Source organism: Cytobacillus sp. FSL K6-0129 (assembly GCF_038007625.1).
Lineage (GTDB): Bacteria > Bacillota > Bacilli > Bacillales > Cytobacillaceae > Cytobacillus > Cytobacillus kochii.
Genome location: NZ_JBBOXM010000001.1, coordinates 288957 through 314376, shown reverse-complemented (window position 1 = coordinate 314376; position 25420 = coordinate 288957). Strand labels below are relative to the sequence as shown.

Annotated in this window: 21 protein-coding genes; 1 reads left to right on the top strand and 20 read right to left on the bottom strand. The window is 37.5% G+C overall.

What is annotated here, in order from left to right:
• Positions 1 to 6: 6 nt before the first annotated feature.
• From dapG to dpaA, 4 genes are all read right to left on the bottom strand, one after another.
• Positions 7 to 1239, bottom strand: coding sequence for an aspartate kinase (gene dapG, locus MHI57_RS01585; RefSeq protein ID WP_307314365.1), 1233 nt, complete (start codon positions 1237 to 1239; stop codon positions 7 to 9).
• A gap of 24 nt (positions 1240 to 1263) precedes the next feature.
• Positions 1264 to 2313 (bottom strand): aspartate-semialdehyde dehydrogenase, encoded by a 1050-nt coding sequence (gene asd / locus MHI57_RS01580; RefSeq protein WP_095369479.1) that lies wholly within the window; start codon positions 2311 to 2313, stop codon positions 1264 to 1266.
• A gap of 271 nt (positions 2314 to 2584) precedes the next feature.
• Positions 2585 to 3184, bottom strand: coding sequence for a dipicolinate synthase subunit B (dpaB, locus tag MHI57_RS01575; protein WP_095369480.1), 600 nt, complete (start codon positions 3182 to 3184; stop codon positions 2585 to 2587).
• Positions 3181 to 4083 carry a dipicolinic acid synthetase subunit A gene (gene dpaA, locus MHI57_RS01570; RefSeq protein WP_095369481.1) on the bottom strand — a complete coding sequence of 301 codons (903 nt, stop codon included), beginning with the start codon at positions 4081 to 4083 and terminating at the stop codon, positions 3181 to 3183. The genes dpaB and dpaA overlap by 4 nt, the downstream gene beginning before the upstream one ends.
• A 268-nt stretch (positions 4084 to 4351) precedes the next feature.
• Here dpaA and MHI57_RS01565 point away from each other — a divergent pair, with 268 nt between their 5' ends.
• Positions 4352 to 5011: a class I SAM-dependent methyltransferase gene (locus MHI57_RS01565; RefSeq protein WP_322909242.1), complete on the top strand. Its 660-nt coding sequence runs from the start codon at positions 4352 to 4354 to the stop codon at positions 5009 to 5011.
• 72 nt (positions 5012 to 5083) lie between these two features.
• On the opposite strand, the gene MHI57_RS01560 is transcribed toward MHI57_RS01565, so the two are convergent.
• The 16 genes from MHI57_RS01560 to rseP all read right to left on the bottom strand — a co-directional run bounded on the left by MHI57_RS01560 (position 5084) and on the right by rseP (position 25393).
• Positions 5084 to 6319 carry a M16 family metallopeptidase gene (locus tag MHI57_RS01560; RefSeq protein ID WP_307314370.1) on the bottom strand — a complete coding sequence of 412 codons (1236 nt, stop codon included), beginning with the start codon at positions 6317 to 6319 and terminating at the stop codon, positions 5084 to 5086.
• A 157-nt stretch (positions 6320 to 6476) separates the two neighbouring features.
• On the bottom strand, positions 6477 to 7442 hold the full coding sequence (locus MHI57_RS01555; RefSeq protein WP_322909240.1) for a polysaccharide deacetylase family protein: 966 nt from the start codon (positions 7440 to 7442) through the stop codon (positions 6477 to 6479).
• A 204-nt stretch (positions 7443 to 7646) separates the two neighbouring features.
• Positions 7647 to 9770, bottom strand: coding sequence for a polyribonucleotide nucleotidyltransferase (gene pnp, locus MHI57_RS01550; protein WP_095369485.1), 2124 nt, complete (start codon positions 9768 to 9770; stop codon positions 7647 to 7649).
• A 201-nt stretch (positions 9771 to 9971) separates the two neighbouring features.
• Complete coding sequence (gene rpsO, locus MHI57_RS01545; RefSeq protein WP_095369486.1) at positions 9972 to 10241, bottom strand: 30S ribosomal protein S15; 270 nt, start codon at positions 10239 to 10241, stop codon at positions 9972 to 9974.
• 126 nt (positions 10242 to 10367) lie between these two features.
• Complete coding sequence (ribF, locus tag MHI57_RS01540; RefSeq protein WP_340974590.1) at positions 10368 to 11315, bottom strand: bifunctional riboflavin kinase/FAD synthetase; 948 nt, start codon at positions 11313 to 11315, stop codon at positions 10368 to 10370.
• Between the two features lie 82 nt (positions 11316 to 11397).
• Positions 11398 to 12315, bottom strand: a complete 918-nt coding sequence (gene truB / locus MHI57_RS01535) for a tRNA pseudouridine(55) synthase TruB (RefSeq protein ID WP_095369488.1) — start codon at positions 12313 to 12315, stop codon at positions 11398 to 11400.
• 76 nt (positions 12316 to 12391) lie between these two features.
• Complete coding sequence (gene rbfA, locus MHI57_RS01530; protein ID WP_095369489.1) at positions 12392 to 12754, bottom strand: 30S ribosome-binding factor RbfA; 363 nt, start codon at positions 12752 to 12754, stop codon at positions 12392 to 12394.
• A gap of 16 nt (positions 12755 to 12770) precedes the next feature.
• A complete protein-coding gene (locus MHI57_RS01525) occupies positions 12771 to 13052 on the bottom strand; it encodes a DUF503 domain-containing protein (protein ID WP_095369490.1) in 282 nt (93 codons plus the stop codon).
• Complete coding sequence (infB, locus tag MHI57_RS01520) at positions 13049 to 15178, bottom strand: translation initiation factor IF-2 (protein ID WP_095369491.1); 2130 nt, start codon at positions 15176 to 15178, stop codon at positions 13049 to 13051. The genes MHI57_RS01525 and infB overlap by 4 nt, the downstream gene beginning before the upstream one ends.
• 19 nt (positions 15179 to 15197) lie before the next feature.
• Positions 15198 to 15500, bottom strand: a complete 303-nt coding sequence (locus MHI57_RS01515) for a YlxQ family RNA-binding protein (RefSeq protein WP_095369492.1) — start codon at positions 15498 to 15500, stop codon at positions 15198 to 15200.
• A 9-nt stretch (positions 15501 to 15509) separates the two neighbouring features.
• Positions 15510 to 15782, bottom strand: coding sequence for an RNase P modulator RnpM (gene rnpM, locus MHI57_RS01510; protein ID WP_095369493.1), 273 nt, complete (start codon positions 15780 to 15782; stop codon positions 15510 to 15512).
• A gap of 14 nt (positions 15783 to 15796) precedes the next feature.
• Positions 15797 to 16921, bottom strand: a complete 1125-nt coding sequence (gene nusA / locus MHI57_RS01505; RefSeq protein WP_340974583.1) for a transcription termination factor NusA — start codon at positions 16919 to 16921, stop codon at positions 15797 to 15799.
• A gap of 45 nt (positions 16922 to 16966) precedes the next feature.
• Complete coding sequence (gene rimP / locus MHI57_RS01500; RefSeq protein WP_095369494.1) at positions 16967 to 17437, bottom strand: ribosome maturation factor RimP; 471 nt, start codon at positions 17435 to 17437, stop codon at positions 16967 to 16969.
• Between the two features lie 235 nt (positions 17438 to 17672).
• On the bottom strand, positions 17673 to 21992 hold the full coding sequence (locus MHI57_RS01495; protein ID WP_322909239.1) for a PolC-type DNA polymerase III: 4320 nt from the start codon (positions 21990 to 21992) through the stop codon (positions 17673 to 17675).
• Positions 21993 to 22340: 348 nt separating this feature from the next.
• Positions 22341 to 24035, bottom strand: coding sequence for a proline--tRNA ligase (locus MHI57_RS01490; protein WP_322909238.1), 1695 nt, complete (start codon positions 24033 to 24035; stop codon positions 22341 to 22343).
• 92 nt (positions 24036 to 24127) lie between these two features.
• A complete protein-coding gene (gene rseP / locus MHI57_RS01485; RefSeq protein WP_095369497.1) occupies positions 24128 to 25393 on the bottom strand; it encodes an RIP metalloprotease RseP in 1266 nt (421 codons plus the stop codon).
• Between the last annotated feature and the right edge of the window lie 27 nt (positions 25394 to 25420).

Here is a 25420-nt window from a genome sequence, read left to right as displayed (position 1 = left end):
AATCACTTATATCATTTCTACTTGATCTTTTTCTAAATGAAAGGCATCATGGAGTGCATTGACTGCTTTCGGCAAATCTTCTTGTTCAACTAAAACCCAAATAGTCGTATGGCTATCTGCTGATTGCATAATTCTAATGCCTTGTTCCGAAAGTGCTGTTACAATTTTAGAGGCAACACCAGGTACACCTTGCATACCTGCACCGACAACTGAAACTTTCGCACAGCCTCTTTCCACTTTTGGTTCATGACCTAATCCATTTAAAATTTGTATCGCTTTATCGGTCATTTCTTCGGTCACTGTATAGGTTACTCCATGTGGATAAATATTAATGAAATCAACGCTAATGCCTTCTTTAGCCATTGCCTTAAAAACCTCTGATTGTAGGTCATACTGATTTTCTTTAGCAACCACTTTAATTTGCGTAATATTCGCTACATGTGCAATCCCGGTAACCGGCCTTTCTTTTATATCTGTTCCTCTACTTTGTTTCGTAACAGCCGTAACTAGCGTCCCTAAACCGTCTGTATAAGTGGAACGGATACGAATGGGAATTTTTGATTGCATCGCGATTTCAACTGCTCGTGGATGAATAACCTTTGCACCTTGATAAGCCATATTGCAAACTTCCGTATAAGTTACGACATCCAAAGAACGTGCATTCTGTGCAATCCGCGGATCAGCTGTCATAATCCCTTCAACATCTGTGAATATATCAATCCACTCTGCATTAAGGGCAGAACCTAGCGCAGCTGCTGAAGTATCACTACCGCCACGTCCAATCGTCGTTGTATCACCGTTTCTAGCTGATCCTTGAAAGCCTGCAACGACAACAACATCATGTAATTCTAACTCGTTTTTTAAACGTTCACATTTCATATCAATAATTTTCGCATTCATATGATCATGATTTGTACGAAAACCAGCTTGCGCACCTGTTAATGCGGTCGCCGTTAGCTCATTTTCTAAAAGCATATTCGTAAATACAACACTTGAAATAACTTCTCCACAAGATAGTAATAAATCTGTTTCACGTTTATTGATTTTGGCAAGGGGCGCACCAACAAGTGATAATAACGTGTCTGTTGCATAAGGGTCTCCCTTTCTTCCCATTGCAGAAACAACAACTACCACTTTGAACCCTTCCTGAACGGCATTTTTAATATGCCTTAATGCATGACTCCTGCCTTCTTCATTTTTTACCGATGTACCGCCAAATTTTTGAACGACGATTTTCATCTTAACACCTCGAGTAATTGCAATTTATTTCACTAACTTTAATTTAACAAGACTTTCTGCGATTTGTACAGAATTCCAGGCTGCACCTTTTAGTAGATTATCAGAAACGACCCACATATGGAACCCTTTTGGCTCATCTAAGTCATTGCGAATACGACCGACGAACACTTCTGATTTACCAACACAATCTGCTGGCATTGGATAAATTTGCTGTTCAGGGTCATCTTGTAGTTCTATACCTGGTGCGGTACTTAACAAAGCTTTTATATCCTTTGCGTTAATGCCTTCCTGATCAATCTCAAAATACACAGATTCAGAATGACCAGTTCCTACGGGTAGACGAACACAAGTCGCAGCGACTGGTAAAGAAGGCAGATGCATAATTTTTTTCGTTTCATTAATCATTTTCATTTCTTCAAATGTATAACCGTTATCAACAAATTTATCTATTTGAGGAATGGCGTTAAAAGCGATTTGATAATGCTTTTTATCACCCTTTACTGGCAATACTTCAGGCGTGTATGCTTGATTATCTAGGATCGCTCTTGTTTGCTCTTGCAATTCATCAATAGCTGCTTGCCCTGAGCCAGAGACTGCTTGATAAGTGGAGACAATCACTTTATTTAAACCAAATGCTTTTCTAATCGGTTCAAGCGCTACAACCATTTGAATGGTTGAACAATTGGGATTGGCAATGATGCCATTATGGTTATGCAAGTCTTCTTCATTTACTTCAGGTACGATGAGTGGAGTATTTTCATCCATACGGAATGCACTCGTATTATCAACCACAATTGCTCCTCTCTTTACCGCTTCTGGAGCTAATTGTTTGGATACACTTCCCCCTGCACTAAACAAGGCAATATCTACACCTTCAAAACTATCAGGTGTAGCTTCTTCTACAGTATATTCCTTACCGTTATATTGAATCTTCTTCCCAGCTGAGCGAGACGAAGATAATACTTTCAACGTTGATATCGGAAAAGCACGCTCTTCCAATGTTTTTAACATTTGCTCACCTACTGCTCCTGTTGCTCCTACTACAGCTACATGGAAGTCTTTTTTCTCTGTCATAACCATTTCTCCTTCCGGCCAACATAATGATTGATATTTTTTAGTTTACCTTTCAGCTAACAAACAAGTGAGCGACTATCTTTCAGTCGTATTTCAGCTATGAGAGCGAGCTAGGGATAGTATACTAAGATTATTTTATATTTTATCATATTCCCGCATTAAAAAATAAAATTTTATGAGAAAACATGGCTTATCGCCAAGTCTACTGGCGAAAGCCGTCGTCTGCTAAATATTCATGAGTTAACAAAAGGAACTATGATAAATCTCGAACTTAGTTACCATCTTTGTATCTTTCTACAATGACTGGCTGAATCTGTTCACCATTTATTGCTTTCACTATTGTATCAGATAATGCGGTCATACGGGCGACCATTGAGTTCGGTTTCTTCACCGGGTCATCTTGCCCAAATGGGATAAAATAAATATTTTTTGTTGACATTAAACGCATGAGATTTGTGCCATTTAAGCCAAGTGCATCATTAGTCGATATACCTAGTACAACTGGTTTTTCGTTCCTTAATGTTGCTTTGGCAGCCATAAGCACTGGAGAATCTGTCATAGCATTTGCAAATTTACTCATGGAGTTTCCTGTTAATGGGGCAACAACCATGCAATCTAATGGGATTTTCGGACCTAATGGTTCTGCTTTTACAATAGAATCGATGACTTTATTCCCAGTCACTTCTTCTATTCTTTTAATCCAATCTTCTCCATCGCCAAATCTTGTCACCGTGTTTTGAACTGTAAAAGTCACGACTGGTATTACTTCAGCTCCTGCCCCGACTAACTTCTCTATTTCCGGAAAAACGGCATCATATGTGCAATGCGACCCAGTTAACCCGAATCCTATTTTTTTCCCTTTTAAATTCATGATTGTTTATCCTCCCTTTCATCAAAATTAGCCAAAATCAATTGTGAAAGAACATTAGCTAAAATACGTCCCGCTGTTTTTGGTGCAACGATTCCTGGAAGGCCAGGTGCTAATAGTGCTTTGACCCCGCGTTTCTCTGCGTACCTAAAGTCCGTACCACCCGGTTTAGAAGCTAAATCAATAATGAGCGTATGAACTGGCATTTTCGCTATTACTGACGCCACCACGACTTGTACGGGAATTGTATTAATGCATATATCTGTATCCACAACGGCTTCTTCAATATCACTCAAATGAAAAGGCGTAAGACCCATTTCAGTTATTCTCGCTATATGCTCGCTTTTTCTAGCTCCTACTTTCACTTTAGCTCCTAAAGCATGAAATGCACGAGCTATACTCATACCTGTTCTTCCTAGTCCTAATACAGTCACATTTGATCCGTGAATTGTAAAATCAGTATGTTGAATGGCCATCATTAATGCACCTTCAACAGTGGGGATTGAATTGTATATTGCGACATCATCACGATTAAATAATTGAACAACTTCACGATCTGCTTTGGTTGAAATTTCTTGAAGATAAGGAGGATTAATACCAGAATAAATTTTACAATGTTGCGGTGTTTTCTTTAAAATTTCTTCATTTATTGTAATTTTTTCATTAGAGAAAATTGTATCAATCTGTCCATCCACCCCAGCCCCAGGCACTGGCAATATAATAGCGTCAATGCATGTAAAGTCAACTTCATCTAACTTCTCCTTTACTGCACCAGAAAAAGCGTGGTCAAGCTGTTCAAAACCAACTAAATATAATTTTGCATCCAATTCTGTCAGCTTACGAATGACCTCAAGCTGCCTTGCATCTCCGCCGATCACTGCAATTTGTAATCCTGTCAGCATGCAACACTCACCTTCTTTTAAAGAACTTTTTATGTTCTTTTACTCAATTACTTCAACATCTTATGTAGAAATGACCTATTCGGTGAGTTCTCTAACAAAGAATAGACTCTAAGTTTGAACCTTAGTTGTGAAGAGAAGATTGATAAAGAATGAAGGACGAAACTCCTTACTTTTAAAAAACACTTTAAATAAGAAAAGTTATTAAATAGTGAGGTAGCGACTCATCTTTATTCACATACAATAAAATGCTAAGTGAGGAGGAAATAAAATGAAAAACATAACAGATTCTAGGTTTATTACAACTGACGATCCGAAATCTCAGCAGTTTGTCTTCCAGTTACCTAAGGAATGGGAAACAAGACCCTATGAGTATGAATGGGCAAAAAATTTTGCAGACAAAAATGAAATTGTTCTCGATGCAGCCTGTGGATTGGGGCATCCCTTAAAATTTTATCTAAGTGAGATATGCAAACACACTTTTGCCTGTGATATCGATGAGAGATTATTAGACAGTAAAGCCATTTTGTTAGATATGAAGGAAACATATACACATGACGACATACAAGAAGGAAATGTACAGCGATTGTTAAACAACTTATCTATGAATTGCTGTTCCTTAACTGATTTACCATACAGTGGGCAACTATTTGATAAAATCTTCTGTATTTCCGTTATTGAACATTTAAGTATTGAGGATATATATAAAAGCCTTGTAGAGTTTAAACGTGTATTAAAAGAGGATGGACTTATTATTTTAACATGTGATTATCCTACCATCGATCTAGACATGTTCAATCGTATGATTCACGAAGCTGGATTAACCTTTTTTGATCATGTGACCTTCACCCGACCTTCTAATGTCCTCACATCAACTATATGGGGAGAATTAAGTTGTTTTCGTGCGGTTTTAAAAAAGAACAAAGGCTAAAGAAAATATAATTTTTATAATAAAAAAAGAACAATTTCCTATCTTAACAAACGGGAAATTGTTCTCTTTTATTTATAGCCCTTGAGGTAATTCACCATCTGGACTAATTAAGGCTAAGGAGTAGTCATCTGTAAAGATCTTTTTCGCCATTTCATTGACTTCATCCATTGATACTTCATCAATTTCTTCAATAATTTTATCTAATGTACGATGAGATCCAAGCAATAGTTCATTTTTGCCGTTACGGCTCATGCGACTATTTGTACTTTCTAAACTTAGCATTAAGCCACCTTTTAATTGCTCTTTACTATTGACTAATTCTTTTTCTGTTATTCCGTTTCGTTTTAAAACGTCTAATGTGTTCTGAATCGTTTCGAAAAGAACATTCATTTGTTTCGCACCGGTACCGCCATATATTGTAACCAAACCACTATCTTTAAAAGAAGAGTGATAAGAAAACACAGAGTAAGCGAGCCCCTTATCTTCCCTCACATCTTGGAATAAGCGACTACTCATGCTACCACCAAGAATATTATTTAGAACGATCAACTGATACATATCATCATGACCGACTGGAAGTCCGTTAAACCCTAAACAAAGATGCGCTTGTTCCGTTTCTTTCTTTCTGGCGATCTTATTATTGTGAAAAGTAGGTACTGTTTCGTTTACTGCCGGACTACCACCTGTATATGTACCAAAATGCGACTCAACTTCTTTAATAAATGATTCAGGTACATTACCTGCAATGGAGATGACGACATTCTCAGGTATATAGTGATTATGCATATAGTCTCTTAATGTGTCCCCGTTAAACGTTTCTAGTGTTTCTTCCGTTCCGAGTATAGGGTACCCCAATGAATGACTTTCATATACACCCTTGCTTAAAACATCATGGACAATATCATCCGGTGTATCTTCATACATTTTAATTTCTTCGTAGACAACATTTTTCTCTTTTTTCAACTCTTCGTTATCGAAGGAAGAGTTGAAAAACATATCTGCTAGTACATCTAACGCAAATGAGGCGTGAGTATCCAGTACTTTTGCGTAATAGCATGTATATTCCTTTGATGTGAAAGCGTTCACTTGTCCACCAATACTATCAAAAGACTCCGCTATTTCTCTAGCTGTTTTTGACTCTGTACCTTTAAAAATCATATGTTCAAGAAAGTGGGAAATCCCATTATTCTCTTTATCTTCATTTCTTGATCCTGTTCCAATCCAAACGCCAATGGCAACAGAGCGGACAGTCGGAATATTTTCTAATACGATTCTTGTTCCATTTTTGCAAGTATATCTTTTAATCAAGCATGCTCCTCCTGTTCTGTTTGCAAGCTGTCTTTTTTTCGAATGATACGAAATGCTTTTCAAAACAACTGTTTATCATTCATTAGAAAAAAAGACTCATGATGGTAGAATAACATAAGTGTATCTATTGTTGCTATTTTTTGCAAAATCTCGCTTGTTATTTTTTCGGCTTTTCGTGTGATCCGATTCTTTCCTCTGATAATAAGGATGTCACTGTCCCAATTTGTAAGTCTTTGTCTTTAATCCCTACAATCATTCTGTCCAGTGCATTTGCTGTTGATTCTGTTGGATGCATTAAGACCATTGAACCATTTTCTACTTTATTGACTACACGATTAATAATCGTTTCAGGTGATGGTTTTTGCCAATCTATCGTATCGACAGTCCACATCACAGTAAGTAGTCCTTGCCCATTAGCAATGTTGACGGTTTGATTACGATAACTACCACTTGGGGGGGCAAACCATTTCACCTTTTGTTCAGTCGTCGCCTCTATGACTTCGTTAGTTTTCGCAATTTCTTCTTTCGTTTTTTGATCAGAAGCAACTTTCAAATCAGGATGCGTATAAGAATGATTGCCAATTTCGTGCCCTGCGGCAACAATCATTTTTGCTAAATCAGGGTTATTTTGCGTCCATCTTCCTTCTAAAAAAAACGTTGCTTTTACATTATGTTTCTTTAATGTTTCCAACATTTTAGGAAGATACTCATTTCCCCAAGCTACATTAATTAATAAACTAACCATCGGCTTGTCTGGATGTCCCTTATAAATCGGTGAAGGTTCTAAATCTTCTAGATGGATTTTTGGTTTTACTTCGGAAAATACGAGTTTCTCTTTATCAAAGGACCCGTCCTTTTTCATCTTTTTATAAGATGCATTCACATCAACCTTTAGTCCATTTAATCCTGGAATCGCCTTCCATACTCTATCTATAACAGCATCCTTGGCAGGTACTTCAAACGTCTTCGCTTGCTCCTTTATTTCTATTAAAAGCGGATCATCTACTTTACTTACCGATATGCTTTCATTCAGGGCTAAAGACATATATTGATCTGTTAACGGGTTCGCAACGATTAAAAATCCACTAATGACTATTACCAGCGTGTATCCAATTTTTCTCATAACACCAGCCTCCCTCTTCATTAAAATATGTTAAAGGAGGACAAGGTAGAACAGTTTAACTATTTGATAAAGCGCTTACATAATAACAATCCCTTTGACAAGTAAAAGAAACAAGCCAAGGGCTCACAAAAAACATCATCATTTTATATTCTAACAAAAAAAGAAAGAAAAAAATCAGGGGACAACCCTGACTTTCTTACAAGTTTATTTATTCTCAGCTTTTTCTTTTTGTTCACGCTGCTCTTTTAATACAGCTTTACGAGAAAGGTTCACTCTACCTTGTTTATCGATTTCCGTCACTTTTACAAGGACTTCATCACCTATTGAAAGCACATCTTCGACTTTTCCTACCCGCTCTTCAGCTAGTTCAGAAATATGAACAAGTCCATCTTTCCCATTAAAGATTTCTACGAAAGCACCAAATTTCTCTATGCGCTTCACTTTACCCAAATACATTTGTCCAACTTCTACTTCACGAACGATATCTTCAATGATTTTCTTCGCTTTTTGGTTCATCGCTTCATCGACTGAAGAAATAAATACTGTACCATCTTGTTCGATATCAATTTTTACGCCCGTTTCTTCAATGATTTTATTGATTTGTTTTCCACTTGGTCCAATAACATCACGGATTTTATCTGGGTTAATTGACATCATTAAGATTTTCGGTGCATATTGTGAAAGCTCTTTATTAGGTTCAGCAATTGTTGCTAGCATAGAATCAAGAATCTGCATTCTACCGATTTTTGCTTGTTGTAATGCCTCTTCTAAAATTTCTCTAGAAAGACCATCGATTTTAATATCCATTTGTAGTGCTGTAACGCCTTTACTTGTACCTGCTACTTTAAAGTCCATATCACCTAAGTGATCTTCCATTCCTTGAATATCGGTTAGAATAGAGTAATAATCACCTGATTTGATAAGACCCATCGCAATACCAGCAACTGGCGCTTTAATTGGTACCCCAGCGTCCATCATTGCTAAAGTACTTGCACAGATACTTGCTTGTGAGGTGGAACCATTAGATTCCAACACTTCAGAAACAAGTCGAATCGTATAAGGAAAATCCTTTTCTGATGGAATAATTGGTTCTAAAGCTCTTTCTCCTAAAGCACCGTGTCCGATTTCACGACGACCAGGTCCTCTCATCGGGCCAGTTTCACCAACACTGAAATTAGGAAAATTATAATGATGCATAAAACGTTTTTCTTCTTCAATGCCAAGACCATCTAAAATTTGTACATCACCAAGCGCACCTAATGTACAAATGCTCAACGCTTGTGTTTGACCACGTGTAAACAGTCCTGATCCATGTGTACGTGGAAGTAAATCAATCTCAGATGACAGCGGACGAATTTCCTCTAGTCCACGCCCATCAGGTCTTACTTTATCTTCAGTAATTAAGCGGCGTACTTCTTGTTTAACAATTTTATCAAGTACTTGCTTTACTTGTTTAAGATAGTCATCATCAACTTCTTGCTCTTCAAAATGGGTGATCACTTTATCTTTGACAACTTTAATGGCCGCTTCTCTAGCATGTTTTTCTTGAACTTGAATAGCAGGAATCATATCCGCTTCACACATAGCGCGCACAGTTGCATTAATCTCTTCATCGACTTGATAAAGTGTAACTTCCATCTTGTCTTTACCAATTTCTTCAGCAATCTTCTCTTGGAAGGCAATTAATCGTTTTATCTCATCATGACCAAACATAATTGCTTCAAGCATCGTTTCTTCAGGAACTTCTTCTGCCCCTGCTTCTACCATGTTGATCGCATCTTTCGTACCAGCAACGACTAAATGAATATCACTTTTTTCTGTTTGTTCTACAGAAGGGTTAATGATAAATTCATTGTCAACTCTGCCAACAGTTACACCTGCAATTGGACCGGCAAACGGAATATCAGAAACACTTAATGCAAGAGATGACCCAAACATTGCCGCCATTTCCGAAGAACAATCTTGGTCGACACTCATAACCATACTGACAACTTGAACATCATTGCGGAAACCGTCCGGGAAAAGTGGTCGAATTGGTCTATCAATTAATCGGCTAGCTAGAATGGCTCTTTCACTTGGACGACCTTCACGTTTAATAAAGCCGCCAGGTATTTTACCGACTGCGTATAATCTTTCCTCATAGTTCACAGTAAGTGGAAAGAAATCTAAGTTCTTCGGTTCTTTTGATGCCGTTGCTGTACTTAGTACAGCTGTATCACCATAGCGAACCAATACAGCACCGTTTGCTTGCTTTGCTAATTGTCCAATTTCAACAGACAACTTGCGTCCAGCCCAATCTATGCTGTAGATATGCTTATCTTGTCCCATATTTGTACCCCTCTCTACCATTTCACTTACAAAATCATATATACTAAAGCAAAATGCCATGACATATTTTCATCATTAATACTATTATGCACACTTTTTCAAATATATAAAATAACAAAATTTTATGTAGAATAGCGTTTTTAGGCTAATAAAAAAGCGGGAAAAAATCCCGCTTCTTCAAATAAGAAGACAAGCTTCTTATTATCGACGTAAACCAAGCTTATTGATTAACTCACGGTAACGTTGTACATCTTTGTTACGAAGGTAAGTTAATAGGTTACGACGTTTACCTACCATTTTTAATAGACCACGACGAGAGTGGTGATCTTTCTTATGAGTACGTAAATGTTCGTTCAAATTGTTGATTTCTTCTGTAAGGACAGCGATTTGAACTTCTGGAGATCCAGTATCATTTTCATGAGTTTTGTACTCACTGATAAGTTCATTTTTACGTTCTTTAGTGATTGCCATCCGATTCACCTCCTAAAATTTCAATCCCCTGTTACTGAGCGAGCGTCGGTGACTCGACTTGCCAAGCAAAGGTTCATCAATCAATACGTTTATAAGAATACAACTTTTTTAGACAAAATGCAAGAATTAACCGTTGTTTTTTGCAAAATAATCGAGTGTTGCTTGCTTATCTTTAGCAATTTGCTCTATTAAAGCTTCAATTCCATTAAACTTTCGTTCATCTCTAATATGTTGATGCCACTCTACTTCAACCTCTTCACCATATATATCTTGATCGAAATCAAAAATATGAACTTCAATAGAAGGGGTCTTTAAGTCATCATGGAAAGTTGGCTTATAGCCTAAATTACAGACCCCTTTACGCCATTTTCCTTGAACAAAAATTCTTACAGCGTAAACACCTGTAGGCGGGGTGATGAAATCTTCGCTAACAGCAACGTTTGCTGTTGGAAAACCTAATTGTCTCCCTCTTTGATCACCTTGCACGACCAGACCACTAACTGTATAGTATCTTCCCAAAAGCGGAGGGATTTTTTCAACGCTCCCCTCTTTTAAGTAAGACCTAATAAGCGAGGAACTAATCTTGGCATTATCTCTTTTTAATTGTGGAATCGTGGTTGTAGAGAAATACCCTTTAGCATGTGTCTTTATCGTATCCATAGTGCCTTTTCCGAATTTACCATACGTATAATCAAATCCAGCAGATACATGTGATACATTTAAATCAATAATATACTGATCGATAAAAGCTTCTGGATCTAGATTAGCAAATGCTTTAGAAAAGTGCACAATAAATAAATAATCAATGCCTAACTGTGCAACAATCTTAATTTTCTCATTTATCGGTGTGATGTATCTAATTTGTTCTTGTGGATCACCTAATACAGCTGATGGATGAGGATCAAATGTCATTACGGCACTTTTCAACCCTAGTTCAGCTGCCTTCTCCTTTGCATTTTGCATCACTTTCTGGTGACCAAGATGAACACCGTCGAAAAAGCCCAATGCCATTGAAAGAGGTGGCCAGCTATCTTTAGTATGGTTATGTGGATGTACTATTTTTATAACTTCCATGATCATTCACCTTTTTATATTGTTTAAACATGAAGATAGGCATAGAACGTCTACTTTATGTTAAAGAACGTTTACCTTTACCCTATTCACCTATGTATAGAACTTTAGTTGGCTTTATTATACCTGGTTTATCAGGATGATGGATATACAGGGCTAACGCTTGATTGTTCACAGTCTCCATTACAATAGGACCAGATACACTCTCAAGTTCTTCGGGAGTAGGAAGAACTGCGCCATTCTTCACTTTCATTGCTACTTTATCATTTATTTGATATTTCGGCAAATAGCTAATCCCCCATTCTAAAGGTTTGAGCACATCAGCTATTCTTCCCTCGTTCATCACTTCCTCCACTTGTGGTAATGTCAAACAATCCTCAATAGTAAAGTCTGCAGACCGGATGCGAGTTAAATCAGACATATGGGCAGGATAACCAAGAAGTTCACCCATCATAACTGCTAATGTTCTAATATATGTTCCTTTTCCACATGCAACACGAAAACGAAAAGTAATCCGTTCCCCATTATATACTTCCTGCTCATTTAGCAAGGTGATACGATCAATGCGCACTTTTCTACTTGGCCGCTCCACTTCTTGCCCTAGTCGTGCATATTCATAAAGTCTTTTACCATTCACTTTAACAGCAGAATACAGGGGTGGTGTTTGGACAATCTCTCCAGTTAATTGCTGGAACACCGCGATAATCTCTTCTCGAGTAATCGGTTTATCTACCTTCTTCTCTTCAACCACTTCACCTGAGGCATCTTCTGTCGTTGTAGAGAAACCTATTGTGACCTCTCCTTCATACTCTTTACCTGCATCCGTAATATATTCGGCAACCTTCGTAGCACGTCCAATACAAATAGGTAATACGCCAGTTACCTCAGGGTCCAATGTTCCTGTGTGACCCACCTTTTTCGTTTTTAGAATCTTGCGTAACTTGAATACACAGTCATGAGAAGTCATTCCTTTTGGCTTTAATAAAGGTAATATTCCTTCCATTTTGTACGCCCCCTTTCAAATTCAAATTAAGGTGAAATAAATACGGATAGACAAACGTCTATCCGCCAATCATTATTTATTCCTTATCTTTGGATTGACCGTCATCTTGAATTTGATGAAGGAGTGTTTCAATACGATTACCGTAATCGATTGATTCGTCAAACTCAAAAGTGATTTCAGGGGTTTTTCTCAAACGTATTCTCTGACCAATTTCAGAACGGATAAACCCTTTAGCTTTAGCCAATCCTCTCAATGTATCTTCTCTTTGCTCTTCATTACCGAGAACAGAAATATAGACAGTAGCTTGTTGTAAATCACCTGTCACATGAACGTCTGTTACTGTTACAAATCCCACTCGTGGATCTTTAATTTTTCGACCGATAATTTCTCCGAGCTCTTTTTTCATTTGCTCGCCAACTCTATTTGATCTTAGGCTCAATTGTTACACCTCTTTTTCAAAGCCATTCAATGTCTGTAATTGTCCGTTCAATCTCAGGAAAAGAATCAATTAATTTAAGCGCATTTGAAAGCTCCCACTCAACGGCTTGCTTACTTGAAGCTACAGCAGTTATGGCAATTTGCGTATGTTGCCATGTATCTTGAAACCCTACTTCTGCAACAGAAATGTTAAACTTCTGTTGCAGACGAGTGAGGATTCGCTGTAATACACTTCTCTTCTCCTTTAATGAACGAGCATCATATATCATACACTCACACGAAACCAAACCTACAATCATTTACGCTCAATTTCTTGCATAATATAAGCTTCAATGATGTCGCCTTCTTTGACATCATTGTAGTTCTTAATTGTGATACCACATTCGTAATTTGTTGCTACTTCTTTCGCATCATCTTTGAAGCGTTTTAACGCATCAATTTCACCTTCGAAAATAACAACGCCATCTCTAATTAGGCGAATACCAGAATCTCTTGTGATTTTACCTTCCGTAACATAAGAACCAGCAATTGTACCAATTTTTGATACTTTAAATGTTTGACGGACTTCTGCTTGACCAATAATTTTTTCTTCAAACTCTGGGTCTAGCATCCCTTTCATTGCTAATTCAATTTCTTCAATTACGTTATAAATGATGCGGTGTAGACGAATATCAACATCTTCTGCTTCAGCAGCACGTTTTGCATTCGTATCTGGTCTTACGTTAAAGCCGATAACGATTGCGTTAAATGCAGCAGCAAGCGTAATATCTGATTCATTAATGGCACCCGCACCTGTATGAAGAATACGTACTTTTACGCCTTCTACATCAATCTTATTTAATGCGGAAGTTAGGGCTTCAGCAGAACCTTGGACATCAGCTTTTACAACGATGTTTATGTCCTTCATTTCCCCTTCTTTCATATGCTCAAATAAGTTATCAAGGCTAACACGAGATTTCTCAGATCTTTGTGCTTGTAGAGCTAATTGTGCACGTGCTTCCCCTACTTGGCGCGCAGATTTCTCGTCTTCTAGAACAGCAAATCTGTCACCTGCTTGAGGGACATCATTCAATCCTGTAATTTCTACAGGAGTAGATGGTCCCGCAGTTTTTACTCGACGTCCAAGGTCATTAACCATTGCACGTACGCGTCCAAATGTATTACCGACAACAATCGGATCACCAACCTTCAATGTTCCGTTTTGTACAAGTAATGTGGCTACTGATCCTCTACCTTTATCAAGCTGTGCTTCAATAACTGTTCCGACAGCATTACGATTAGGGTTCGCCTTATATTCTTCTACTTCACCAACAAGGAGAATCATTTCTAACAACTCATCAATACCGTCACCTTTAATGGCTGAAATCGGTACAAAGATTGTATCTCCGCCCCATGCTTCAGGAACTAATCCATGTTCTGTTAGCTCTTGCATTACACGGTCAGGATTTGCCGCTTCTTTATCCATTTTATTAACAGCAACAATAATTGGTACCTCAGCAGCTTTAGCATGGTTAATTGCTTCAATTGTCTGCGGCATCACACCATCATCCGCTGCAACAACTAAAATTGTAATATCAGTTATTTTCGCTCCACGGGCACGCATTGTTGTAAATGCCGCATGACCAGGTGTATCTAGAAATGTAATCTTCTTACCTTTATCTTCTACTTGATAGGCACCGATATGCTGTGTAATTCCACCAGCTTCGCCAGCAGTTACCTTTGTGTGGCGAATGGAATCAAGTAATGTCGTTTTACCATGGTCAACGTGACCCATAATCGTTACAACAGATGGACGTTCCTCAAGATTAGTCTCTTCATCTTCAGTGAAATATGCTTCTAAATCTGTCACATCTACTAATACTTCTTCTTCTACATCAACACCATATTCGCCTGCAATTAACTCAATGGAATCTTTATCTAGTTCTTGGTTAATTGTTGCCATCACACCAAGCATAAATAGCTTTTTAATGATTTCTGAAGGCTCTCTATGGAGCTTCTTAGCAAGCTCACCAACCGTTAGTGATTCAGTAAAAGTAATTTTCTCTGGTAATTCTTTTACTTTTTTAGGTGCTGGTGGTTGAGGTGGCTTCTGCCCTTTATTCTTTGGTTTATTTTTTTGATTATTATTGCGATTAGGTTTTTGATTCTTATTATTATTATTATTTGGCTTATTTCTATTGCCTTTTGGTGCACCTGCTGGTTTATTTTTCTGATTGTTTGCAGGTTGTGCTTGCGCTGATTGTTGTTTTTGTGGTTGCTTCTCTTCTTGCTTATTGTAAATACCGTCTAATTTTGTTACTTCACCTGGTTCTAATGTTGTCATATGATTCGAAACCTCTATATTCATTTCCTTTAATTTCGTAATTACATCTTTACTAGATAGATTATGTTTTTTAGCATATTCGTAAACGCGAATTTTACTCATGCTTTCACCCCCGCTAGAATTAATCGAGCAACGTTAATAGCTTTTTGGCGAATCCAGCGTCTAAAACAGCCACCACTACTCTTGCTTCCTTGCCAATTGCTTGCCCTAACAATTCTCTGTCTGGGACAATCTTATAAGGAACAGCATAAGATTTACATTTGTCTGTTACTTTTTTTGTCGTATTAGCAGAAGCATCTGCAGACAACAAAACCAGCTTCGCTTTCCCTTTTCTAATATCGCTTATAGAAAGCTCTTCACCTGAAGTGATTTTACGCGCTCGATTGGCCAAGCCAAGTAATGACATCCATTTTCTCTCATTCATTTTGGACGGTCATTTCTCCTTTTCAATAAGATCTAAAAGTTCGTTATATATGTCCTCATCCACTTGTACATCTAGATGACTAGCTAAAATATTTTTCTTTTTTGCAAGTAAGATGGCTTCCTTGCTTTTTGTAAGATACGCTCCACGACCGGATTTCTTACCTGTAACATCAACCGAAACTTCGCCTTCTTTTGAGCGAACAATGCGTACGAGTGATTTCTTCGGCATCATTTCTCCCGTCGCTATACATTTTCTCATCGGAATTTTTCTGCTTTTGTTCACCAGCCATTCACCTCTTATTCCTTATCTTCAGGGAATGTAAAATCTTCATCTTCATCATCTTGATGATAGCTTAAAAGAGCTTCATCTCTTGGATATGTGCCGGCTTCTCTTGCTTCTGTCTCTGATTTAATATCAATTTTCCAACCAGTAAGCTTCGCCGCAAGTCTTGCATTTTGTCCGCGTTTCCCAATAGCTAGCGATAGTTGATAATCTGGAACAACAACCGTTGTCGCTTTGTCCTCTTCATTTACTACAACATCTAACACTTTAGAAGGACTTAATGCATTGGCTACAAAGACAACTGGATCGCTAGACCACTTCACAATGTCAATTTTTTCACCTTTTAACTCGTTAACAACGGCTTGCACACGTGTACCTTTAGGTCCAACACATGAACCAACTGGATCTACCTCTGGATTATCAGAATGTACAGAGATTTTTGAGCGATCTCCCGCTTCACGCGCAACAGATTTTAATTCAACAGTACCGTCATAAATTTCTGGTACTTCAATTTCAAAAAGACGTTTTAAAAGTCCTGGGTGTGTTCTAGAAACATAAATTTGTGGACCTTTTGTCGTTTTTTCGACTTTTGTAATAAACACTTTAATACGATCATGTGGGCGATACTGTTCACTAGGCATCTGTTCACTTACAGGTAAAATCGCTTCAATCTTACCAAGACTAACGTAAATAAATTTTGCGTCTTGTCTTTGGACAATGCCTGTCATGATATCCTCTTCTCGATCAATGAATTCAGAATAGATAATGCCTCTTTCTGCTTCACGAACACGTTGAGTAACGACTTGTTTGGCTGTTTGTGCAGCAATTCTACCAAAATCTTTTGGCGTTACTTCCATTTCTACAATATCTTCAACCGTATAGTTAGGATTAATCTTGCGTGCATCCTCGATAGAAATCTCTAATCTTGGATCAAACACTTCATCAACGACTTCTTTGCGGGCAAATACTTTCATAGTGCCACTACCTAAATTTAAATCAATACGGACATTTTGTGCTTGATTAAAGTTTCTACGATAAGCAGACACTAACGCGGCTTTCATTGCATCAATAATGACATCTCGTGAAATTCCTTTTTCCTTTTCAAGCAAAATAAGAGCATCTAATAATTCACTGCTCATGTGATTCATATCCCCCTTTAAATAAGTTGCGTTACGCCAATTGCTTTATGAGAAGACAATAGCTAAGCGAGCTTTTGCGATTTTTTCATACGGTAATTCTACCGTTTTCTTTCTTGTTTTAACTTTCATTTCAACTTTAACGATATGGCCATCGAAGTCTGTTAATACACCTTCAAATGTTTTTTCTCCATCTATTGGTTCATACGTTTTTATAAATACGTTTTTACCAATTGCTTTCATGAAATCTTGTTCTTTTTTTAGAGGGCGTTCCGCTCCTGGTGAAGAGACCTCAAGGAAATAGTTGTAAGGAATTGGGTCAATTTCATCTAATTTCTCACTTAAGCGTTCACTAACTACTCCACACTCTTCTATATCAACGCCTGTCTCTTTATCAATAAAGACACGAAGAAACCAGTCTTTTCCTTCCTTCACATATTCGATCTCAACTAATTCCAACTGAAGATCGCTCAAAATAGGAGTGACTAATTGTTCAACTTCTTCAGTCACTTTACTCATCTTTATCCCTCCTTCTAGCAAGATGCCTATTCATTATAAATGTAGCAGCAAACACTAGAGTTGCTGCTAATCGAGATATACCGGATCATCTTTGTAACCGATGAAAATTTTGGTTAATAACAAGACGAAAGAGTGGGTTGCCCCACTCTTGTTTGCGAAGATATCCGTTAGTATTTCCAATAAAACTATACCATAACCATAATTTTTATGCAAATGGAATAGCTGTAAAAGCGACTTAGAACAAACTTAACTGATTTTGGTCTGGTAATTCTTCTAAACAACCATGATTATTTAAGTACTCGATAATTGTTTTAGATACCTTACCTCTTTGCTGAAGATCTTCCTTCGATAGGAAGTCTCCTTCTCCTCTTGCTTTTACAATATTCAGTGCTGCGTTCGTACCTAATCCTGGTATAGAGTTGAACGGCGGAATCAGTGTATTACCTTCAATAATAAAGTCACTTGCACTGGATTTATACAAATCAACTTTTTGGAAACTATATCCTCTTTCATTCATTTCAAGCGCTAACTCCATTACAGTCAGCAAGTTTTTTTCTTTTGTAGAAGCATCTAAGCCTTTCGCATTGATTTCTTCAATTTTTGCTCGGATCGCCTGTGAGCCTTTTACCATCGCATCTATATCAAAATCTTCTGCACGAACGGTAAAATAAGCTGCATAATATAAAAGCGCATGATGAACTTTAAAGTAGGCTATACGTACCGCCATTAAGACATAGGCAGCGGCATGGGCTTTAGGGAACATATATTTTATCTTTAAGCAAGAGTCAATATACCACTCAGGTACTTCATTCTTCCTCATTTCCGCTTCCATCTCTTCTGTCAGGCCTTTTCCTTTTCGGACTGATTCCATAATTTTAAAAGCGAAAGCCGGTTCTAAGCCTTGATAAATTAAATACACCATAATATCATCACGACATCCAATAACTTCACTTAATGTGCATGTATTGTTATGAATTAACTCTTGGGCATTGCCGAGCCATACATCAGTTCCATGTGAAAGACCTGAAATTTGAACAAGCTCAGAAAATGTCGTTGGTTTCGTGTCTTCTAGCATTTGTCGAACAAACCTTGTTCCGAACTCCGGAATACCAAATGTCCCTGTTTTACACATAATTTGCTCTTCTGTGACGCCTAACGATTCCGTTCCACTGAAGATTTTCATTACTTCTGGATCATCGGTTGGAATGGTCTTCGGATCAATCCCACTTAAATCTTGCAACATCCTAATAACAGTGGGATCATCATGACCAAGTATATCTAGCTTCAACACATTATCATGAATGGAGTGGAAGTCAAAATGAGTTGTTTTCCATTCTGAATTACGATCATCAGCCGGAAACTGGATAGGTGAAAAATCATAAATATCCATATAATCAGGAACAACAATAATGCCGCCTGGATGTTGTCCAGTTGTTCGCTTAACACCGGTACAACCAGAAGCTAAGCGATCAATTTCTGCGCCTCGAATTTGAAGATTATTATCATTTTGATACGCTTTAACATAGCCGAATGCCGTTTTGTCTGCTACAGTACCGATCGTTCCTGCCCGATATACATATTCTTCACCAAAAAGAACTTTTGTATAGTTATGAGCTCTAGGCTGATATTCCCCGGAGAAGTTCAAGTCAATATCTGGTACTTTATCCCCTTTAAAGCCTAAGAAAGTTTCAAATGGAATATCATGGCCATCTTTACGATAATGCTGAGAACAGTTTGGACAATCTTTATCTGGTAAATCAAACCCTGAACCTACTGAACCATCATCAAAAAACTCAGAGTGTTTACAATCAGGGCAGACGTAATGAGGAGGCAGTGGATTAACCTCTGTTATTTCCGTCATTGTCGCAACAAATGAGGAACCTACCGAACCCCTTGATCCTACTAAGTAGCCATCATTTAGTGACTTTTTAACAAGTTTATGAGAGATCAAGTAAATAACGGCAAAGCCATGTCCGATAATACTTTTTAATTCTTTCTCTAAACGAGCTTCTACGATTTCAGGTAGTTCTTCTCCGTAAATACTTCTCGCCATGCTATAGCTCATTTCACGCATTTCTTCGTCTGCGCCTTCTATTTTTGGCGTATAGAGATCATCTTTTATTGGTTTGATTTCATCAATCATCTCAGCAATTTTATTCGTATTATCTACTACGATTTTTTTCGCTGTTTCTTTTCCTAAAAATGCAAAGCATTCAAGCATTTCATTGGTCGTGCGAAAATGCACATCAGGCAGTTCATGACGGTTGAGCGGATTTGCCCCACCTTGAGAATTTACTAAAATCTTACGATAAATCTTATCATTCGGATTTAAGTAATGAACATTCCCTGTGGCAACAACTGGGATATTTAATTTTTCACCAAGTTGTACAACGTTCGTAATGATTTCTTCGAGCGCCTTTTCGTCACGAACTAACTCTAATTCTAATAAATGAGCATAGACCTCTTTAGGGTGAACCTCTAGATAATCATAAAACTCAGCTATCTCTTCCACTTCATCAGGCGATTTTTGCATCATCCCTTCAAAAACTTCACCTTTGTCACATCCAGAACCAACAATAATACCTTCTCTATATTTCTGTAATACCGAGCGAGGAATACGTGGCACACGATAAAAATAATTAATATGAGCAATCGAGACTAATTTAAAAAGATTCTTCAATCCTTCACTCGTTTGCGCTATCAAAGTACAATGGGACGGTCTAGCCCTTTGATAAGCATTTCCTTTACCCATATTGTCATTAAATTGATCATGGTATTCAATGCCTTTAGCCATCGCATCCTTCAGCATTTTGATTAATATATAGCCTGTCGCTTCCGCATCGTATATTGCCCGGTGATGTTGAGTTAGTTCAACATCAAACTTCTTTGCCAATGTGTTGAGGCGATGATTTTTCATTTCAGGGTGTAAAAATCGCGCTAATTCAAGTGTATCTACAACGGGATTTGTTGCTTTTCCAAGACCTATTTTCTTATACCCTACATTTAAAAAACCCATATCAAATGAAGCGTTATGGGCCACAAGCACACTATCGCCAGTCCATTCGTAAAAATCTTTTAAAACGTCAGCTACTTCAGGGGCATTCTCTACTAAATCATCTGTTATGCCCGTTAAATTAATTGTCGTAGCAGATAATGGATGATGCGGATTAGCAAAGGATTCAAAACGATCAATAATCTCGCCGTCGTGAATTTTCACGGCTGCAAGTTCTATAATGGTGTCATAAACAGCAGATAATCCAGTCGTTTCAACGTCAAACACAACATAAGTATCTTCAGCTACTCGTCTATGAGCATCATTATAAGCAATTGGTACACCGTCATCGATTAAGTTCGCCTCAACACCATAAAGTATTTTGATACCATTTTTCTTACCGGCATTAAATGCTTCTGGAAAGGATTGAGCACCAGCATGGTCTGTAATCGCAATTGCTTTATGTCCCCACTTCTTTGCTTGTGAAACAAGCGCACTAACCGAACTAACGGCATCCATTTGGCTCATTGGTGTATGAAGATGAAGTTCAACCCGCTTTTCATCTTCCTTAGCTGTATCTTTTCTTTCAATTGGTTTAATTTCATTTAAATCATTACCAATCATGACTAGGTCACGCACGAAGGTATCATTTTGAATGCTACCACGAACTTTCAGCCACATGCCTTTTTGTACCATTTGAAAGAGTGCAGCATCTTCTTTATCTCGGGAAAACATTTTTACAAGTATCGAGCTTGTATAATCAGTAATTTTGAAAGTTAATAATGTCCGACCACTTCTGAGTTCTTTTGTTTCTGCATGAAAGACGTAACCTTCCACAGCAATTCTTCTTTCTTCGTCAACTATATCAATTAGTTTGCGGAAGTCAGCATCATCTTTAATTGTCAGGCCAACTGTCAATGGCCCTTGTGGTATCGGTGTATCTGATTCTTGCTCTAATGCTTTCTTCTCCATTTCAATTGCTGCTTGCATGCCGCGTTCTTGATCTTCTTTTCTCTTTGCTTCTAAGAAACGCTCATATGCTTCATTGCTCTCTTCGGTTGACAATTCTGTTTCAATTTGAAATGGTGGAAATCCAAATGATTGAAAGCTATCAAGAATAAGGGGCGCATACTTATTTTTAATAGACTGACTTTCCATATCATTACTAACGGTAACGATTACCTTATTTCCCTTTATTTTCGGCAATTGCTCATGAAGAAGCTTAAGCATCGGTGGTGAGATGCCTTCAATTTCTTTCATACAAAATGTCCAATAATCTTGAATTAAGCTCTCATCATATTGTTGATTCGTAACAGTAATAGAAAAAGAGGTACGTGCAATATGAGAAAACTTGTGGTGCAATTGAGCTGCAAATCTTTGAAGAACAGTTGCCGGTAAGATTTGTTCTAAGCTAAAGGAAAAATGCCACCTTTTTTCCTTTTTTTGAATATATACTTTCATGATTTCGGCTTGTTCAAAATAATGAACAAAAGCATCTTCTGTTAATTCTAATTGTTGTAACAGGAGCTGAAAACGTTCTTTGTTTCCTTTTACATCGCTCATTTCAGCCCTCCCCCTTCATTAACGTTCTATTTTTTTCAATCGGTCACTATTATATCATAATTAAATACTAGATTTGATAAAGTAAAAATCACGCTAATTGTCAACTATTTTGTGGTAATGTATATTATTTCCCCGAGGAATGAACGGGTTATTTAACACTTCAAAAATGAATGAAGCGTAGGCTATTAAGCATAAGTATCAAGCTATAATTCGGAAAGTGACGCAATTTATTAATAGGACTACAATCTAATTCTATCGATGATAAATAAAAAACCGATCCCATTCTCATCTTTAACATTTGACGACTAATGGGGTCGGAATATTTTTATATAGGAATGTTTAGGTTTTTTATGCTAACTGATTATGAATGAATTGTGGTAATTCATCCACCGATACTTCAAATTGCTCGCCTGTACTTCTTAATTTAACTTCTACGATGCCTTCATTTGCCTTTTTACCAACAGTAATTCGTAAAGGTAAACCGATTAAATCACTATCAGCGAATTTTACGCCAGCTCGTTCAGCGCGATCATCCCATAAAATACGATACCCTAAATCTTTCAAAGAATCGTATACTCTTTCACTTAATTGCACTTGGTCTTCTTTTTTCATATTTAAAGAAACAAGATGAAGCTGATAAGGTGCGATATTCTCCGGCCAAACAAGTCCATTTTCATCACTATGTTGTTCCGCAATAGCTGCCATTACACGAGAAACCCCGATGCCATAACAACCCATAATCATTGGTTGTGAACGGCCATTTTCATCAAGAATAGTCGCGTCCATAGCTTCACTATATCTCGTACCAAGCTTGAATATATGACCAACTTCAATTCCTTTTGCAAAAAGAATACTACCTTCTCCATCAGGTGATGGGTCTCCTTCTTGAATAAAGCGAACATCTGCATATTGTTCTACGGTAAAGTCGCGATCCACATTTACATTGACATAGTGGTAACCAGCTTCATTTGCACCGCAGACACCATTTACAATTGCACTGACAGCATGGTCGGCAATGATCCGTACATTTGTATGAACCGGACCAATGGAACCAATTTCACAGCCAATAACGGATTTTGTCTCCTCAGCATCAGCTAATTCCACATCATTGGCAGCGAGCAGATTCTTTACTTTAATATCATTGACTTCATGATCACCACGAACAAGTATCAATACATAATCTTCATCTACTTTAAACAGTAATGATTTTATGCATTTTTCTGCTGAGACATTTAAATAATCCACAATTTCTGCAATACTTTTTTGATTCGTAGTACTAACTTTTTCAATTTCTCTTAACTCTTCATTAGATTTTTCATATGTTGAAACTACCTCTGCCATTTCAATATTTGCTGCATATTGAGATGTATCAGAATAAGCAATCGTATCTTCTCCAATTTCGGACAGAACCATAAATTCATGAGTATCTTTACCACCCATTGCTCCAGAATCCGCAATAACAGCTCTAAAATTCAAACCTGCGCGAGAAAAAATATTGGAATAAGCTTGATAAAAAAGGTCGTACATCTCATCTAAACTTTCTTGGCTTGAATGGAAAGAATAACCATCTTTCATAATAAATTCTCGACCTCTTAGCACACCAAAACGCGGACGCTTTTCATCACGAAACTTCGTTTGAATTTGATACAGAGCAAGGGGTAACCTTTTATATGATTTCACTTCATCACGTACAAGACTCGTCACAACCTCTTCATGTGTTGGCCCAAGAGCAAATTCTCGCTCATGACGGTCTTTCATTCTCATTAACTCTGAACCATATGTATACCAGCGACCAGACTCTTGCCACAACTCTGCTTGCTGAAGTGCAGGCATAAGCATCTCTACGGCATTAATGGCTTCAAGCTCTTCTCTAATAATCGTTTCAATATTTTGTAACACTTTTCTTGCCATTGGTAAATAACTATAAATACCACTAGCATTTTGACGAATAAATCCTGCTCTTAATAAAAGTTGATGACTTTTAATTTCTGCATCAGCAGGGTTTTCCCTTAAAGTTGGAATTAATACCTGACTTTGTTTCATCTTAATTTATACACCTCTATTATTTATTTTCATTATCAAGGCTCAGAAACCATTTAGTGAAAACGGATCTCTGAGCCTCAGGTTTCATCTTCTTATAAAAAGAATCGCTGAATGTCATTCCATGTTACAACTAACATAAGCAGCATTAATAGCGCAAAGCCTACAAAGTGAACCATACCTTCTTTTTGTTTGTCTATCGGTTTTCCTCTAACTCCTTCAATAGCAAAGAACATTAATCTTCCACCATCGAGAGCAGGGATAGGCAATAGGTTCATGATACCTAAATTGATGCTTAAGACGCCTGCCCACTTCATTAAATAAAATATACCTGATTGAGCAACTGTGTCAACTGAAACATAGATACCAACAGGACCTGAAAGGGCATCAATCGTAAATTCCCCAGAGATTAACTTCCCTAAAATAACAAAAATTTCTTTTGTCCATAATAAGGTCTCCTCAGCACCGTATACAACTGATTTTAATGGATTTTTTTCCATCGGACTATATACACCGATCACACCGATTGTCGGACCATCTTCTATTTCTTGTGACTTAGGTGTAACCGGGATCGTCATTTCTTCCCCACCGCGATCAATTTGAAATTCAAGCTCATTATTAGGGTTTTTCTGAATGATTTCTACAACATCTTGCCAGCTTGAAATTTCTGCACCATCGACTGAATGAACAATGTCACCTTGTTTGAATCCTGCATCAATCGCTGCACCATCTTCTGTTAATTCCCCAAGCATCGGCGCATTTGATGGCATCCCCTGTAATAAAGCGATGATGACAAAAATAACAAAAGCTAAAACAAAGTTCATCATCGGTCCAGCGAAAATAGCCATTGTTCTTTGTCCTAAAGTTTTAGAAGAAAATTGGCGATCATAAGGAGCAATCAGTGTTTCTGTTCCATCTTCCACCAATACTGCTCGGCGATTCACCTTAAAAGTTTCTAATTTTTCTTCTTCCTCACCTTCGACATACCCTTTTAATATCAATTCATGTTCAATATCTGCATGTTCGATTTCGAGAATCCTTGCATCCGGATATTTATCTTTGTTATTTAAAATAATCTTCTGAACTTCATTTTGGTCATTGAAGACTAATCCTACACGGTAACCTGCTTTCAATTCGACCATTTCAACATCTTCACCAGCCATCCGAACATAGCCACCTATCGGTAACAACCGGATCGTATAAAGTGTATCATTTTTTGTAAATGAAAAAACTTTTGGTCCCATACCAATCGCGAACTCACGACATAGGATACCTGCTCGCTTCGCAAAGATTAAATGTCCAAGTTCATGGAAAAATACTAGTGCCCCAAAAATGATAATAAAGGCTATGACTGTACTCAATTTTTAACCACCTTTTTTTCTGAATCA